Source organism: Knoellia altitudinis (assembly GCF_042666355.1).
GTDB lineage: Bacteria > Actinomycetota > Actinomycetes > Actinomycetales > Dermatophilaceae > Knoellia > Knoellia altitudinis.
Genome location: NZ_JBHTDK010000001.1, coordinates 2,433,758 through 2,447,395 on the forward strand (window position 1 = coordinate 2,433,758; position 13,638 = coordinate 2,447,395).

Genomic DNA, 13,638 nt, shown 5'->3' on the forward strand with positions numbered 1-13,638 from the left:
GGACCTCGGCCAGACGCCCTGGCGCGAGCGTGTTCGCTGACAGCGTGGATGTGGTGCGTGACCACGTCATGACTAGGGTGGCGACATGACCTCGGCCCACTCGGACCCCTCACCCGTCACGGTGCGTGTCCCCGCCAAGGTCAACCTCGAGCTGCTGGTCGGACCGCCTCGGGAGGATGGCTTCCACACGCTGTCGACGGTCTACCAGGCGGTCAACCTGCATGACGACGTCACGGTGGCCCTCGACGACGACTGGACCTGCAGCGTGACCGGTCCCTACGCCGACGCCGTGCCCACCGACTCGACCAACCTCGCGATGCGCGCCGCCCGTCTGCTCGCCGACGAGATCGGAGTCGACACCCCGGTCCATGTCTCGATCGCCAAGTCGATCCCCGTCGCCGGTGGCATGGCCGGCGGTTCGGCGGACGCGGCTGCCACCCTCGTGGCCTGTGACCGCCTGTGGGGTCTCGCCCTGTCGACCGAGGAGCTCGAGGAGTATGCCGCCGAGCTGGGTTCCGACGTGCCGTTCCTGATCCGGGGTGGCACCGCCGTGGGCAGTGGCCGGGGCGAGCGCCTGGCGCCGGTTCTCGCGCGCGGCAGCTACCACTGGGTCTTCGCGATCAGCGACATCGGTCTGCCGACACCGGAGGTGTATGCGGAGTGCGACCGGCTCCGCGACCGTGCGAAGGCGAAGGCGGTGCAACCGGAACCCAACTCCGAGCTCATGGTCGCGCTGCGCTCGGGTGACCCGCACGTCCTGGCGCCCCAGCTCACCAACGACCTCCAGGAGGCCGCGATCTCGCTGCGCCCGGAGCTGGGCGAGGTGCTCGCGAGCGGCATGGAGTTCGGGGCCCTCGGTGGAGTCGTCTCCGGGTCGGGCCCCACGGTCGCGTTCCTCGTCGAGGACGTCGAGTCGGCCATCGACCTCACCGTGGCCCTCACCGCCACCGGCGCGGCCCGTGAGGTGCGCAAGGCCATCGGGCCGGTCCACGGGGCCCACGTCATCCCGGCGCGGGTCGACTAGTGGCGGTCATCATCTCGGTCGAGCGCGCCGCCCTCGCGCTCGGCACTGCTCAGGTGCTCGACGGCGTCTCGCTCGGTGTCTCGGGTGGCGACCGCATCGGCATCGTCGGCCGCAACGGTGGGGGCAAGACGACGCTCCTGCGGGTCATCGCGGGTGAGCTCGCCGTGGACAGTGGCCGGGTGGCCCGGCTCGGCGGAGGCACGGTCGGGGTCCTCACCCAGGACGACACGCTCGACCCCGAGGCGACCGTCCGGGAGGTCGTGCTCGGCGAGCTCGAGGAGTACGTCTGGGCGGGAGACTCGCGCATCCGCGACGTCCTCACCGGTCTGCTCGGCGGCCTCGACGCACCAGCGCTCGGCGGGCTGGAGTCGACGGTGGCGGGCAAGTCCGGTGGCGAGCGTCGTCGTCTGGCACTGGCCTCGCTCCTCGTCGACGACCCCGACGTCCTGCTCCTCGACGAGCCGACGAACCACCTCGACGTCGAAGGCGTCGCCTGGCTGGCCGACCACCTGGTGAACTACCGCTCCCGGCCCGACAACGCGCTCGTCGCCATCACCCACGACCGGTGGTTCCTCGACGCCGTCGCCACCCGCACGTGGGAGGTCGTCGAGGGGCAGGTGAACGGCTTCGACGGGGGTTACGCGGCATACGTGCTGGCCAAGGCCGAGCGCGAGCGGATGGCCAAGGTCACGGCCGAGCGCCGCGACAACCTGCTCCGCAAGGAGCTCGCCTGGCTGCGACGCGGCCCGCCCGCCCGCACGTCGAAGCCCAAGTTCCGCATCGACGCCGCCAACGCCCTCATCGAGGACGAACCCGCGCCGCGCAACGACGTCGAGCTCATGGCGTTCGCGACGAGCCGGCTCGGCAAGGACGTCATCGACCTGCTCGACGCCTCCGTGTCCTTCGGCGACCGCACCCTGCTCGAGCGCATCACCTGGCACCTCGCTCCCGGGGCCCGCATCGGCATCGTCGGCGTCAACGGCTCCGGCAAGTCGACGCTCCTGCGCGCCATCGCGGGCGAGATCCCGCTCACGGCCGGCAAGCGCAAGGAAGGCATCACGGTCCGCATCGGGCACCTGACCCAGGACGTCCGCGAGCTCGACCGGCTCAGCAACAGCCGAGTCATCGACGCGGTCGAGGAGGTCCGCAAGGTCACCGTCCTCGGCGGCAAGGAGGTCACCGCCTCGTCGCTGGCCAAGCGCCTGGGCTTCCCCGGACCGCGCCAGCAGACGCGCGTCGGTGACCTGTCCGGTGGTGAGCGGCGCCGCCTCCAGGTGCTGCGGATCCTCATGGACGAGCCCAACGTCCTGCTCCTCGACGAGCCGACCAACGACCTCGACATCGAGACGCTCACCGCCCTCGAGGACGTCCTCGACGGGTGGGCGGGAACGCTCCTCGTCGTGTCGCACGACCGCTACCTCCTCGAGCGCGTCGCCGACCAGCAGGTCGCCCTCCTCGGCGACGGCCACGTGCGCCAGCTGCCCGGTGGGGTCGAGGAGTACCTCCGGCTGCGCGCCACGGTCACCCCGACGTATGCCGCGATGCCGCCTGCCGCGGGTGCGTCGCCTGCCGCTGTGCGTGAGTCCGAAAACGTTGCGGCACAGCCTGTCTCGTCGGCCAGCCCGGCCGAGCAGCGCGAGGCGCGCAAGGTCATGTCCCGCGTCGAGAAGCAGCTGTCGAAGCTGGCGACGCGGGAGGAGCGCATCCACGCGGCGATGGCCGAGCACGTCGCCGACCACACCAAAGTGCTCGGACTCAACCAGGAGCTGCGCGAGATCGTCGACGAGCGCGAGGTGCTCGAGCTCGAGTGGCTCGAGGCCGCCGACACTCTCGAACCCTGATCGACGGCTACGTCTCGAAGGGTGCGAGCAGGACGCGCAGGTGGCCGACGAGGGCGCTGCGCTCGCCGTGGGGGAGCTCGGCGAGCAGGTCGCGCTCGTGGGACAGCAGGTCGTCGAGCGCGGCGTCGACCGTCTGCATCCCCTCCTTCGTGAGTCGGACGATGACGCCCCGGCGGTCGCGAGGGTCCGGGTGGCGCTCGACGAAACCCCGCCCCAGGAGCCGGTCGACCCGGTTGGTCATCGTCCCGCTCGTCACGAGGGTCTCGGCGATGAGCTGCCCGGGGGAGAGCTCATAGGGCGCCCCGGCACGACGGAGCGCCGAGAGGACGTCGAACTCCCAGCCGTCGAGCCCGTGCTCAGCGAAAGCGCTGCCACGGGCGAGGTCGAGGCGGCGGGCGAGGCGGGAGACCCGGCTGAGGATCTCGAGCGGGGTGACGTCGAGCTCGGGACGCTCCCGGCGCCAGGCTGAGACGATACGGTCGACATCATCCTCGGGCATGGGGCGACTGTACTCCCGTCAAGTATCTTGACATCAAGATAAAGTCGCGGGAGAGTGAGTGACAGGCAGACTGGCCCACGGATCGTTCATGACCTGCAGGAGGAAGCACGATGCGCACACAGCCGAGCTGGGACCCCGCGGCATACTCACGGTTCGGTGAGCAGCGGAGTCGTCCGTTCGCCGACCTCGTCTCGCAGGTGCGCGCCGACGACCCGGAGCTGGTCGTCGACCTGGGCTGTGGCAACGGCCCCGCGACCCTCACCCTGGCGGAGCTGTGGCCGGGGGCGCGCGTCGTCGGCATCGATGACTCGGAGACCATGCTCGAGGCGGCCCGTGCCCTCGACACCGACGGCCGGGTCGAGTGGATCCAGGCCGACCTCAGGCACTGGGACCCGGCCGCCCTCGGCCAGACCCCCGACGTCATCATCACGAACTCCACCCTGCAGTGGGTGCCGGGCCATCTCGACCTCCTGCCCGCCTGGGTCGAGGCCCTGGCTCCGGGCGGCTGGCTCGCCCTCCAGGTCCCTAACAACTTCGACGCACCCAGTCACGCCCTCATGCGCGAGACGGCGGCCACCCATGCCCGTGCCAACGAGCTGCTGGCGGCGCTGGACCTCCCGGCAGTGGGCGAGCCCAGGACCTACCTGACCTTCCTCAGCCGCCTCGGCGCCACCGTCGATGCGTGGGAGACGGTCTACTCGCACATCCTCGACCCCGAGGGCGAGTCGGAGGACCCGGTGCTCGACTGGGTGAGCGCCACCGGCCTGCGACCCGTCCTTGACATCCTTCCCGAGGGGGAGGAGCGGGACGCCTTCATCGAGCCCTATGCCGCCGCCCTGCGTCAGGCCTACCCGCGAGGTGAGGTCGGAGTCCTCTTCCCGTTCCGGCGCGTCTTCGCGGTCGCCCGCAAGGGCGCCGCCGCTCCGGAGACCACCACCACCCAGGCCGGCGCCTGATGTCCGTCGTCGGGATCCACCACGTCCAGATCGCCTGTCCCGCAGGCAGCGAGGACCTGCTGCGCCACTTCTACGGCGTCGTCTGCGGGATGGCCGAGCTGCAGAAGCCGCCGGTCCTCGCAGCACGCGGTGGAGTGTGGTTCGCCGCGGGCGAGCAGCAGCTGCACTGCGGCGTCGAGGACGGTTTCGCCCCGGCCGCCAAGGCGCACCCGTGCCTCGCGACGGACGATGTCGACAGTCTGGCGGCAGCCATCGCCGGTGCCGGGGGAGAGGTGAGCTGGGACAACGCCATCCCCGGGGTGCGGCGCTTCCACACCCACGACCCCGTCGGCAACCGCCTCGAGTTCCAGCAGGTGGCCACGCGCAAGGCCGACTTCATCGTCTGACGATCCGGGCAGACTGCACTGCCTCAGCCGGTGGTGATCTCGGGCTTCGCCTCAAGGCCTGTGAGCCCGTTCCAGGCGAGGTTGACAAGGGCCGCGGCGACGTCGCGCTTCTTGGCCCTGGGGTTCTCGAGCCACCACTGCCCCGTGAGCGCCACCATGCCGACGAGCATCTGGGCATACATCGGCGCCTGTTTGGGGTCGAGCGCGCGATGGGTGAACTGGGCGGCCAGCAGGTGCTCGACCTGGGAGGCCACGTCGGACATGAGCGAGGCGAAGTTGCCGGTCTGCTGCCCGGGAGGTGAGTCCCGCACGAGGATCCGGAACCCGTCGGTCGAGCCCTCGATGTAGTCGAGCAGCGCCATTGCGGCCCGCTCGAGCAGCGCCCGCGAGCCGCCCCCCGACGTCAGCGCACCGGCGATCGCCCCGAGGAGAGCTTGGATCTCACGGTCGACGACCACGGCGTACAGGCCCTCCTTGCCGCCGAAGTGCTCATAGACCACCGGCTTGGACACCCCGGCCGCGCTGGCGATCTCCTCGACGGTCGTCGCCTCGTACCCACGCTTCGCGAAGAGCTGACGGCCGATCCCCACGAGCTGCTCACGACGCTGCGCACCCGTCATCCGCCCCCGTGGAGTTCGCCCCCTGGCCGTAGCCTCGTCTCGACTCACACGCGTCATTGTGCCCTCCGGTGCCGCTCTCCGCAGATCCGGACCGTGCGCGCGGTCGCGCACGGGTCAACTAACCTGTGCGTCGTATGCCGTGGGCTCGCCCCGCGCATCGTTCCCCGGTTGGTCTGCCGGCAGGGCCCGCCTGACTTTGAATCAGGACTAGCGACGTAGGTTCGACTCCTACCCGGGGAGCACCGTCGAGCCTCACCTGTCGAGCCACCCCTCCTGCCTCCGGCTCGATCGCCACGGGCCATCTTTGGGCGTTTCCGGAGCGAGAAGTCGCCCTGATCTGTGAAGGTGTGCCCAGCGGCATACGCAGATGTGTCTCGGTTGCGGGCAACCCCACCGGCCTCTGCTGCCCAAGGTGTCATCGGGGTTTCGTCAAAGGGGAGGTTTGGCATGAGGTTCAGTCGTCGGATCGTGGCTGTCACAGGGGTGCTCGCACTCACGACGGTCGGTGTGGCACAGGGGTGGAGCGCCATCGCGGCGCCCGGCGACCCGCGGCTGGGGTTGCGCGTCGCAACGCCACACCTGCAGGTCGAGCGCATGGAGGGCGACCCCTACATCTTTGCCGAGCTGGGGACCTTCGTCGGCGTCACCAAGGCTGCCCTGCAGATCGAGGCAGTGCCAGCCGCGGACGGGACCGCGGATCTCTGGCTCGTCCACCGGGACGACAAGGGCAGGATCAAGCGTGACCGCAAGATCCAGACACCCTCCAGAGGGCCGATGTCTCTGGGGCTGCCCGACTTCCTGGACCTGGAGCTCAAGAGCTCGACCGGGCAGGTCGTCTCGCAACAGAAGCTGAGCTTCTGCCCGGGCGGCGGTTGGGGCGGCGAGATGCAGGCGAGGCTCGACGGCACCGGCCCGGCCGAGCCCCTGCTCGCGAACCACTGCGGCACCGAGCTGACCAGACACATCGTCTACGGGCTCGACAAGGGTTGGGCAGCTGCCGTGGGCAACGAGCTGCTCAGCAACTTCGACGGGGCCGACGGTGACTACCGGCTCACCCTCAGGATCGCGCCGACCTACGTCCGCCAGTTCGCGATCCCGGCGGACAAGTCCTCTGCCTCGCTCGCCATGACGGTGACGACCGTGCCGTGCCCCTACGAGCCCGAGTGGTGCTCGGGCAACGAGGAGGAGCCGCCGACCACAGATCCGGGCGCGATGGGTCGACTTGCCAGCGGCCCGCACGCAGGGCACTCCGCCCAGACGCCGAAGGGTTCCGACCACGGTCCCGCCATGCTCGACCCGGTGGTGCGGGCTGCTGCCGCCGATGTCAACGCCAGGACAGCACGCACCGCGACGCTCCAGTCGTCGGTCGCGCTGCGGATCGCCCAGGCCAGGAGTCACCCGGAGCGGACCAGCCGTGCTGCGGCCGGCAAGTCCGACAAGTCAGGCAAGGGCAACGGTCTGCCCGACATGGTGGCGCTGCCGGCGTTCGGCATGTTCGCGGGCACCGACGAGGCGGGCAACGACCAGCTGACGTTCGGCGCCAACATCGCCAACCTCGGCTCCGGGCCACTCGTCGTCGAGGGCTACCGGGTCAACGAGAACACCATGACGGCGACCCAGTGGGAGTACAGGAACGGCGTGCCGACGCGGTCGTACCCGGCCGGTGAGTTCGAGTGGGACCCGCGGGAGGGCCACCTGCACTGGCACTTCGAGGACATCGCCCAGTACGACCTCGTCGCCGCCAACGGCTCGATCACCCGTAGCGGGAAGCAGGCCTTCTGCCTGGCTGCCACGGATCCGATCGACCTGACGATCCCGGGCGCTGAGCAGCGAGTCGACACCGACCGGCTCTGGTCCGCCTGCGGTGGTCAGGCTGCCCTGTGGGTCCGGCAGGTGCTCCCGGCGGGCTGGGGTGACACGTACTACCAGGGTCTGCCGGGCCAGGCCTTCGACATCAATGGCCTCCCCAACGGCGCCTACTCCGTGCGCGTGACGACAAACTTCCGTAACCGCCTCAAGGAGGCGAACACGAGCAACAACGTGTCGAACACCAAGATCCTGCTCGGCGGCAGCCCGGGTCAGCGCACGGTGACCCAGCTCAGGTGACTCCGGCTGGCCCGGTCCGCCACGTGGCAGGAAGGGTTGTGCGCGGCGAGGCGGGGGCAGGAACGGGCGCGGACGGCACACCCGCTCCTCGTCGGTAGAGTGGCGCGGTACGCCGCCACGAACCCCGGGAGCCCCACTCGTGACCACTGCTCGGCCCACCGCTGTCATCATCCTCGCCGCAGGCGAGGGAACCCGGATGAAGTCGGCCACCCCCAAGGTGCTGCACCGGATCGGGGGCCGCACCCTCCTCGGTCACGCGCTCGCCGCCGCCCGGGGGAGCAACGCGGAGAGCGTCGTCGTCGTGGTGCGCCACGACCGCGACCGGGTCGCCGCCCACGCCACCGAGGTGGACCCGGCCGCGATCATCGCCGACCAGGACGAGGTCAAGGGGACCGGTCGCGCCGCGGAGTGCGGCCTGCTCGTGCTCCCTGCGGGCGTCAGCGGCACCGTCCTCATCACCTCCGGCGACACCCCCCTGCTGACGGCCGAGACGATCGCCGCCCTATTCGACGCCCACACCACCGCAGCCAGCGCGGTCACCGTCCTCACGGCGCGCGTGCCGGACCCCAGCGGCTACGGCCGGATCCTGCGCGACGAGGACGACTCGGTGCTCGGGATCGTCGAGCACAAGGACGCGACCGACGAGCAGCGGGCGATCACCGAGATCAACTCCGGGATCTGGGCGTTCGACGCCGCCGTCCTGCGGGCCGCGCTCGAGGAGGTCGGCACGGACAACTCCCAGGGCGAGAAGTACCTCACCGACGTCCTGGCCATCGCCCGCGACGGCGGCCACCGGGTCGGAGCTCACCTCATCGACGACCTCTGGCAGACCGAGGGCGTCAACGACCGCGTCCAGCTCGCCACCCTCGGCCGCGAGCTCAACCGCCGCAACAACGAGAGGTGGATGCGTGAGGGCGTGACGATCGTCGACCCCGCCACGACGTGGATCGACGCCGACGTCACCATCGGCCGTGACGCGACGATCCTGCCGGGCACCCAGCTCCTGGGTGCGACGTCGATCGGTCCCGATGCCCGGATCGGCCCCGACACCACGCTCACCGACACCGAGGTGGGGGAGGGCGCCGAGGTCAAGCGCACCGAGGCCAACCTCGCGCAGATCGGAGCGCAGGCCACCGTCGGTCCGTACTCCTACCTCCGTCCCGGCACCGTGCTCGGCGTCAAGGGCAAGATCGGCGGCTTCGTCGAGACCAAGAACGCCACGATCGGCGACGGGGCCAAGGTCCCGCACCTCACCTACGCCGGCGACGCCACGATCGGCGAGGGTGCCAACATCGGCGCCGGCACGATCTTCGCCAACTACGACGGCGTCGCCAAGCACCACACGACGATCGGCAAGCACTCCTTCGTCGGCTCCGACACCGTCCTCATCGCCCCGGTGGATGTCGCTGACGGTGCCTATGTCGCCGCGGGCAGCGCGCTCACCGGCGACGTCGAGCCCGGTCAGATCGCCGTCGCCCGCGGCCGCCAGAAGAACGTCGACGGCTGGGTGGCCCGGGCCCGCGCCGGCACCCCGACCGCAGAGGCTGCCCAGGCGGCAACGGACGCGGGCACCCGGCATACCGAATCGCCTGTGGACCCCACGGACACCGAGCAGAAGGCCTGACGATGAAGGAAGACCGTCCGAAGTCGGCCAACATCCGCAAGAAGCCCAAGAAGCAGCTGATGATCTTCAGCGGGCGCTCGCACCCCGGGCTCGCGCAGGAGATCGCCGCGCTCATCGGCACCGAGCTCGTCCCCACGAGCGCCTACAACTTCGCCAACGGCGAGATCTACGTCCGCTACGAGGAGTCCGTGCGCGGCTCCGACGCGTTCGTCATCCAGAGCCACGCCGCCCCGCTCAACGAGGCGATCATGGAGCACCTCATCATGATCGACGCGCTCAAGCGGGCCAGCGCCAAGCGGATCACCGTGGTCATGCCGTTCTACGGCTACGCCCGTCAGGACAAGAAGCACCGCGGGCGCGAGCCCATCTCGGCCCGCCTCATGGCCGACCTCTTCCACACCGCGGGCGCCGACCGCCTCATCGCCGTCGACCTCCACACCGACCAGATCCAGGGGTTCTTCGACGGGCCGGTCGACCACCTCATGGCGCAGCCGGTGCTGTCCGACTACGTGTCGGCGAAGTACGGCCACGAGGACCTCGCCGTCGTCTCGCCGGACGCGGGCCGCATCAAGGTCGCCGAGCAGTGGTCCAAGCGCCTCGGGGGTGCGCCGCTGGCCTTCATCCACAAGACGCGCGACATCAACCAGCCCAACCAGGCCGTCGCCAACCGCGTCGTCGGTCTCGTCAAGGGCCGTGTCTGCGTCCTCGTCGACGACATGATCGACACCGGCGGCACCATCACCAAGGCCGCCGACGCGCTCATGGCCGACGGCGCCAAGGACGTCATCATCGCCGCGACCCACGCGATCCTCTCCGCGCCGGCGACGCAGCGGCTGCGTGACTGCGCCGCCCGCGAGGTCATCGTCACCAACACCCTGCCGATCGCCCCGGAGCTGGAGTTCGACGGCCTCACCGTGCTGTCGATCGCGCCGCTCATCAGCGCCGCGATCAAGGAGGTCTTCGAGGACGGCTCGGTGACGAGCCTCTTCGGCGGCCGCGCCTGACCCCCGGGCTGAGCTCTCCGACGCCACCTACAGCACCGTAGGTGGAGTGCTCACCCCACCTGCGGTGCAGTAGGTCGCACGTTCAGTCAGCGTGTTGACGAGCCCGGTATGCCGCGACGTGGGCTCTGTTGGCGCAGGTCCCGTCGCAGTAGCGCCGGCTCCGGTTCTTGCTGAGGTCGATGACCACGTCGTCGCAGTCGTCGGCCGCGCACACCCGGAGGCGTTCGGTCTCGCCGGACCGGATCAGGTCGATGAAGGCCATGGCGGCCTCGACGGCCATGCGCTTGGCGATGGGCTCGTCGTCGCGGGTCGCGTGGATGTGCCAGTCGAGGTCGTCGTGCCTGACGAGGCGGGGGAGGGCCTGGTGCTTGGCGAGGAGCTCGTTCACGCCGGCCACGAGACCGTCGACGTCGCGCGTCCAGAGATCGAGGAGCCGGGGCCGCAGGGCATGGACCTCCTCGAGCGCAGCGCGGGTCCGCGGGCGGTCTCCGCTCCACTGCCAGCCGTCCATGTGGCTCACCAGAGACTCCACCGTGGGGAGGTCCTCCACCATCGAGTCACCGTGCCCGGGCGCGGTGTTGATGAGCGACGCGGCGTACTGCAGCGCCAGCTCGGTGTCATGGGCAAAAAGCATCTTGACTCCTGACATGGCCTACCCCTACCGTGGTTCTCGTAAGGGTCATAGATCTAGTTTACTCCTGACAGAGGTGAGTGCCATGAACGCCGGAACCCAGAACCGATCGGGACGGTCCGTGCTCCTGGGGCTCGTCCTCGTCGTCGTCTCGTCGGCGGCGTTCGGCTCCTCGGGGGCGTTCGCGAAGTCGCTGCTCGGTGCCGGCTGGACTCCTGCCGGTGTGGTGACCTGGCGCGTCGGGGTCGCCGCCGTCGTCCTGCTGCCGGTCGCGGTCTGGGCCGTGCGGGGTCAGTGGGGCCTCCTGCGCCGCAACGCTGGTCAGGTCATCGCCTTCGGTGCAGTCGCCGTCGCCGGCTGTCAGTTCGCCTACTTCAACGCCGTCGAGACGTTGTCCGTGGCGGTGGCACTGCTCCTGGAGTACCTCGGGATCGTCGTCGTCGTCGGCTGGATGTGGGCGCGGCACGGTCACCGCCCGTCACGCCTCACGCTGGGCGGCGTCGCGCTCTCCGTGGCCGGGCTCGTCCTCGTCCTCGACGTCTTCTCGGGTGTGCAGATCTCCTGGGCCGGAGTGGTGTGGGGGCTCCTCGCAGCCGTCGGCCTCGCGACCTACTACGTCACCTCCGGCCACGAGCACGAGGAGTCGCTGCCGCCGTTGGCGCTCGCCGGCTTCGGGCTCGGGGTGGGTGCGGTGGTGCTCGTCGCGGCCAGCGCGACGGGTCTCATCGACTACGGCACCGCCCGCGCGAGCGTCGAGATCGCCGGGGTCGACACGGCGTGGTGGGTGCCTGTCGCCGAGCTCGCCCTCGTGGCCGCAGCCCTCGCCTACGGCGTCGGCGTCATCGGCACCCGCCTCGTCGGCGCCACCGTCGCGAGCTTCATCGGGCTCTCCGAGGTGCTCTTCGCGGTGCTCATCGCCTGGCTGCTCCTCGACGAGCTGCCCGGATGGATCCAGCTCGCCGGCGGGCTGCTCATCCTCGGTGGCGTGGTCGCCGTCCGAGTCGGTGAGCGCACCGCGGACGCCGACACGGAGACGGACGGTGACACGACGGCGGATGGTGACGTGGCGGCGGATGGCGAGCGCCCGGCACACGACGCCGATTTCCCTGCTCCACACCCTGTCGCCTAGACTTCCCTGGTTGCCTCGGCGAGGGACGCAGCACGGCCCACACAGTTTCGGGTCATGCACGTCCGTGATCGACGCGGTGGTCAGAGGAAGCACGGCTCATCGGGCTCGTGGCTTTCCGCGGACCAGCGCGCCTGTCCGTGCCGTGTCCCGCGTCGAGGCCACCGCAGACGCCCAGCCCCCACCGGCGTCGTCCCTGACCGATCCCCCCATTCCCAGGAGTCCCCGTGTCCAACGACACCATCAAGCTGCAGGCGCAGGCCCGCACCAAGTTCGGCAAGGGCGCCGCCCGCCAGATCCGCCGCGAGAACAAGATCCCCGCGGTCATGTACGGCCACGGCGCCGACCCGCTGCACATCACCCTCGTGGGTCACGACGCCATGATGGCGCTCAAGAACCCCAACGCGCTCCTCACGATCGTCCTCGACGGTGACGAGCAGCTGGCCCTGGCCAAGGACGTGCAGCGCGACCCGATCAAGCCGGTCATCGAGCACATCGACCTCGTCATCGTCCGCAAGGGCGAGAAGGTCGTCATCGACGTGCCCGTGCACCTCGAGGGCGAAGCCGCCCCCGAGACCCTGGTCAACCTGGACAACTCGAGCCTGCAGGTCGAGGTCGAGGCCACCAACATCCCCGAGTCCGTCACCGTCTCGGTCGAGGGACTCGAGGCCGGCACCCTGATCCTCGCCGGCGCCGTCGAGCTGCCCGCGGGCGCGATGCTGATCACCGACCCCGAGGCGCTCGTCGTCAACGTCACCCAGCAGATCTCCGCCGAGGCCCTCGAGGCCGAGCTCGCCGAGGCCGAGGCAGAGGCCGGCATCGAGCACGAGCCGACCGACGAGGAGGCCGCCGAGGCCGAGGGCGAGGCTGCAGAGGGCGCCGAGGGCGACGCTGCTGCCGAGGGCGACGCTGAGAAGTCCGACGACGCCTGAGCCACAGCTCCACTGCTCGCACCAGCAGGCCCGGTCCATGGCGGACCGGGCCTGCTGGCGTCCCGGACGGCCACGGTGGGTTGGGGACGGAAGGTGTGCGGACGGCATACTCGTGCGTTGTGAGTGAGACGTGGATGGTCATCGGGTTGGGCAACCCCGGACCGACGTATGCCGGAAACCGCCACAACGTGGGAGCGATGGTCGTCGGCGAGCTGGCTTCGCGGACGAAGAGCGCGCTGCGCGCGCACAAGGCGCGTGCCGCGGCAGCGCAGGTCCGGATCGGCACGGCCCCCGGGGGAGTGCCGGGGCCGAGCGCCGTCATCGCCGTGCCCAGCAGCTACATGAACGAGTCGGGTGGACCGGTCAAGGCGCTCATGGGCTTCTTCTCGGTCGAGCCCGACCGCCTCGTCGTCATCCACGACGAGCTGGACATCCCTGCGGGTGACGTGCGCCTGAAGCTGGGGGGCGGTGAGGGTGGCCACAACGGGCTGCGGTCGATCTCGAAGTCGCTGGGCACTCGTGACTACCTGCGTGTCCGGGTGGGCATCGGGCGACCCCCGGGCCGCCAGGACGCCGCCGACTTCGTGCTCAAGGACTTCTCACCCACTGAGCGCAAGGAGCTCCCGTTCCTCCTCGGTGACGCTGCTGATGCCGTCGAGATGCTCGTGACCCGCGGGCTGCTCGAGACGCAGCAGGTCGTGCACTCGCGCTGACCGACCCTGTGGCCGCCCGGTTCCCGCTGCCGAAGGGCCTCAACCTGCGGGCCCGCACTGATGTCGGTTCTCACCATCAGGGTTCAGCGACGCGCGGAGTCATCAGCGGTCTCCCAGCCCGACCCTCTCGAGGGTTTCGCGAACAGCAGACCCGCGTGGAGGTTAGGGTGTGGATC

13 protein-coding genes and 1 tRNA gene are annotated in these 13,638 nt (G+C 70.2%); 11 read left to right on the forward strand and 3 right to left on the reverse strand.

Annotation, left to right across the window (positions count from 1 at the left end; all coding sequences use genetic code 11):
• Positions 1–85: 85 nt before the first annotated feature.
• Positions 86–1,024 carry a 4-(cytidine 5'-diphospho)-2-C-methyl-D-erythritol kinase gene (locus ACFQW8_RS11560; RefSeq protein ID WP_380087481.1) on the forward strand — a complete coding sequence of 313 codons (939 nt, stop codon included), beginning with the start codon at positions 86–88 and terminating at the stop codon, positions 1,022–1,024.
• A complete protein-coding gene (locus ACFQW8_RS11565) occupies positions 1,024–2,865 on the forward strand; it encodes an ABC-F family ATP-binding cassette domain-containing protein (RefSeq protein WP_380087483.1) in 1,842 nt (613 codons plus the stop codon). Before ACFQW8_RS11560 ends, ACFQW8_RS11565 begins: the two co-directional genes overlap by 1 nt.
• Before the next feature lie 7 nt (positions 2,866–2,872).
• On the opposite strand, the gene ACFQW8_RS11570 is transcribed toward ACFQW8_RS11565, so the two are convergent.
• Positions 2,873–3,364 (reverse strand): MarR family winged helix-turn-helix transcriptional regulator, encoded by a 492-nt coding sequence (locus ACFQW8_RS11570; protein ID WP_380087485.1) that lies wholly within the window; start codon positions 3,362–3,364, stop codon positions 2,873–2,875.
• 110 nt (positions 3,365–3,474) lie between these two features.
• Here ACFQW8_RS11570 and ACFQW8_RS11575 point away from each other — a divergent pair, with 110 nt between their 5' ends.
• Together ACFQW8_RS11575 and ACFQW8_RS11580 are read left to right on the forward strand one after the other, a co-directional pair.
• The gene (locus ACFQW8_RS11575) at positions 3,475–4,320 is read left to right on the forward strand and encodes a methyltransferase domain-containing protein (RefSeq protein WP_380087487.1); all 846 of its coding nucleotides are present in this window, start codon (positions 3,475–3,477) and stop codon (positions 4,318–4,320) included.
• Positions 4,320–4,706: a glyoxalase gene (locus ACFQW8_RS11580; protein ID WP_380087488.1), complete on the forward strand. Its 387-nt coding sequence runs from the start codon at positions 4,320–4,322 to the stop codon at positions 4,704–4,706. The genes ACFQW8_RS11575 and ACFQW8_RS11580 overlap by 1 nt, the downstream gene beginning before the upstream one ends.
• Positions 4,707–4,729: 23 nt before the next feature.
• Here the strand turns inward: ACFQW8_RS11580 and ACFQW8_RS11585 are convergent, their stop codons facing one another.
• On the reverse strand, positions 4,730–5,326 hold the full coding sequence (locus ACFQW8_RS11585) for a TetR/AcrR family transcriptional regulator (protein WP_380087490.1): 597 nt from the start codon (positions 5,324–5,326) through the stop codon (positions 4,730–4,732).
• Between the two features lie 161 nt (positions 5,327–5,487).
• On the opposite strand from ACFQW8_RS11585, the gene ACFQW8_RS11590 reads away from it, so the two are divergent.
• The 4 genes from ACFQW8_RS11590 to ACFQW8_RS11605 all read left to right on the forward strand — a co-directional run bounded on the left by ACFQW8_RS11590 (position 5,488) and on the right by ACFQW8_RS11605 (position 10,060).
• Positions 5,488–5,566 (forward strand) — tRNA-Gln (locus ACFQW8_RS11590).
• Between the two features lie 207 nt (positions 5,567–5,773).
• Positions 5,774–7,432 carry a lysyl oxidase family protein gene (locus ACFQW8_RS11595; RefSeq protein WP_380087492.1) on the forward strand — a complete coding sequence of 553 codons (1,659 nt, stop codon included), beginning with the start codon at positions 5,774–5,776 and terminating at the stop codon, positions 7,430–7,432.
• A 139-nt stretch (positions 7,433–7,571) separates the two neighbouring features.
• Entirely contained in the window at positions 7,572–9,056 is a 1,485-nt protein-coding gene (gene glmU / locus ACFQW8_RS11600; protein WP_380087494.1) for a bifunctional UDP-N-acetylglucosamine diphosphorylase/glucosamine-1-phosphate N-acetyltransferase GlmU, read from the forward strand.
• A 2-nt stretch (positions 9,057–9,058) separates the two neighbouring features.
• A complete protein-coding gene (locus ACFQW8_RS11605; protein ID WP_380087496.1) occupies positions 9,059–10,060 on the forward strand; it encodes a ribose-phosphate diphosphokinase in 1,002 nt (333 codons plus the stop codon).
• Between the two features lie 82 nt (positions 10,061–10,142).
• On the opposite strand, the gene ACFQW8_RS11610 is transcribed toward ACFQW8_RS11605, so the two are convergent.
• The gene (locus tag ACFQW8_RS11610; RefSeq protein WP_380088663.1) at positions 10,143–10,694 is read right to left on the reverse strand and encodes a CGNR zinc finger domain-containing protein; all 552 of its coding nucleotides are present in this window, start codon (positions 10,692–10,694) and stop codon (positions 10,143–10,145) included.
• A gap of 82 nt (positions 10,695–10,776) precedes the next feature.
• Between ACFQW8_RS11610 and ACFQW8_RS11615 the strand changes: the two genes are divergently transcribed.
• The 3 genes from ACFQW8_RS11615 (at position 10,777) to pth (ending at position 13,462) form a co-directional block, all read left to right on the forward strand.
• Entirely contained in the window at positions 10,777–11,820 is a 1,044-nt protein-coding gene (locus ACFQW8_RS11615; protein WP_380087497.1) for an EamA family transporter, read from the forward strand.
• A 224-nt stretch (positions 11,821–12,044) separates the two neighbouring features.
• Positions 12,045–12,749 (forward strand): 50S ribosomal protein L25/general stress protein Ctc, encoded by a 705-nt coding sequence (locus tag ACFQW8_RS11620; protein ID WP_380087500.1) that lies wholly within the window; start codon positions 12,045–12,047, stop codon positions 12,747–12,749.
• A gap of 134 nt (positions 12,750–12,883) precedes the next feature.
• A complete protein-coding gene (gene pth / locus ACFQW8_RS11625) occupies positions 12,884–13,462 on the forward strand; it encodes an aminoacyl-tRNA hydrolase (RefSeq protein ID WP_380088665.1) in 579 nt (192 codons plus the stop codon).
• Positions 13,463–13,638: the final 176 nt, after the last annotated feature.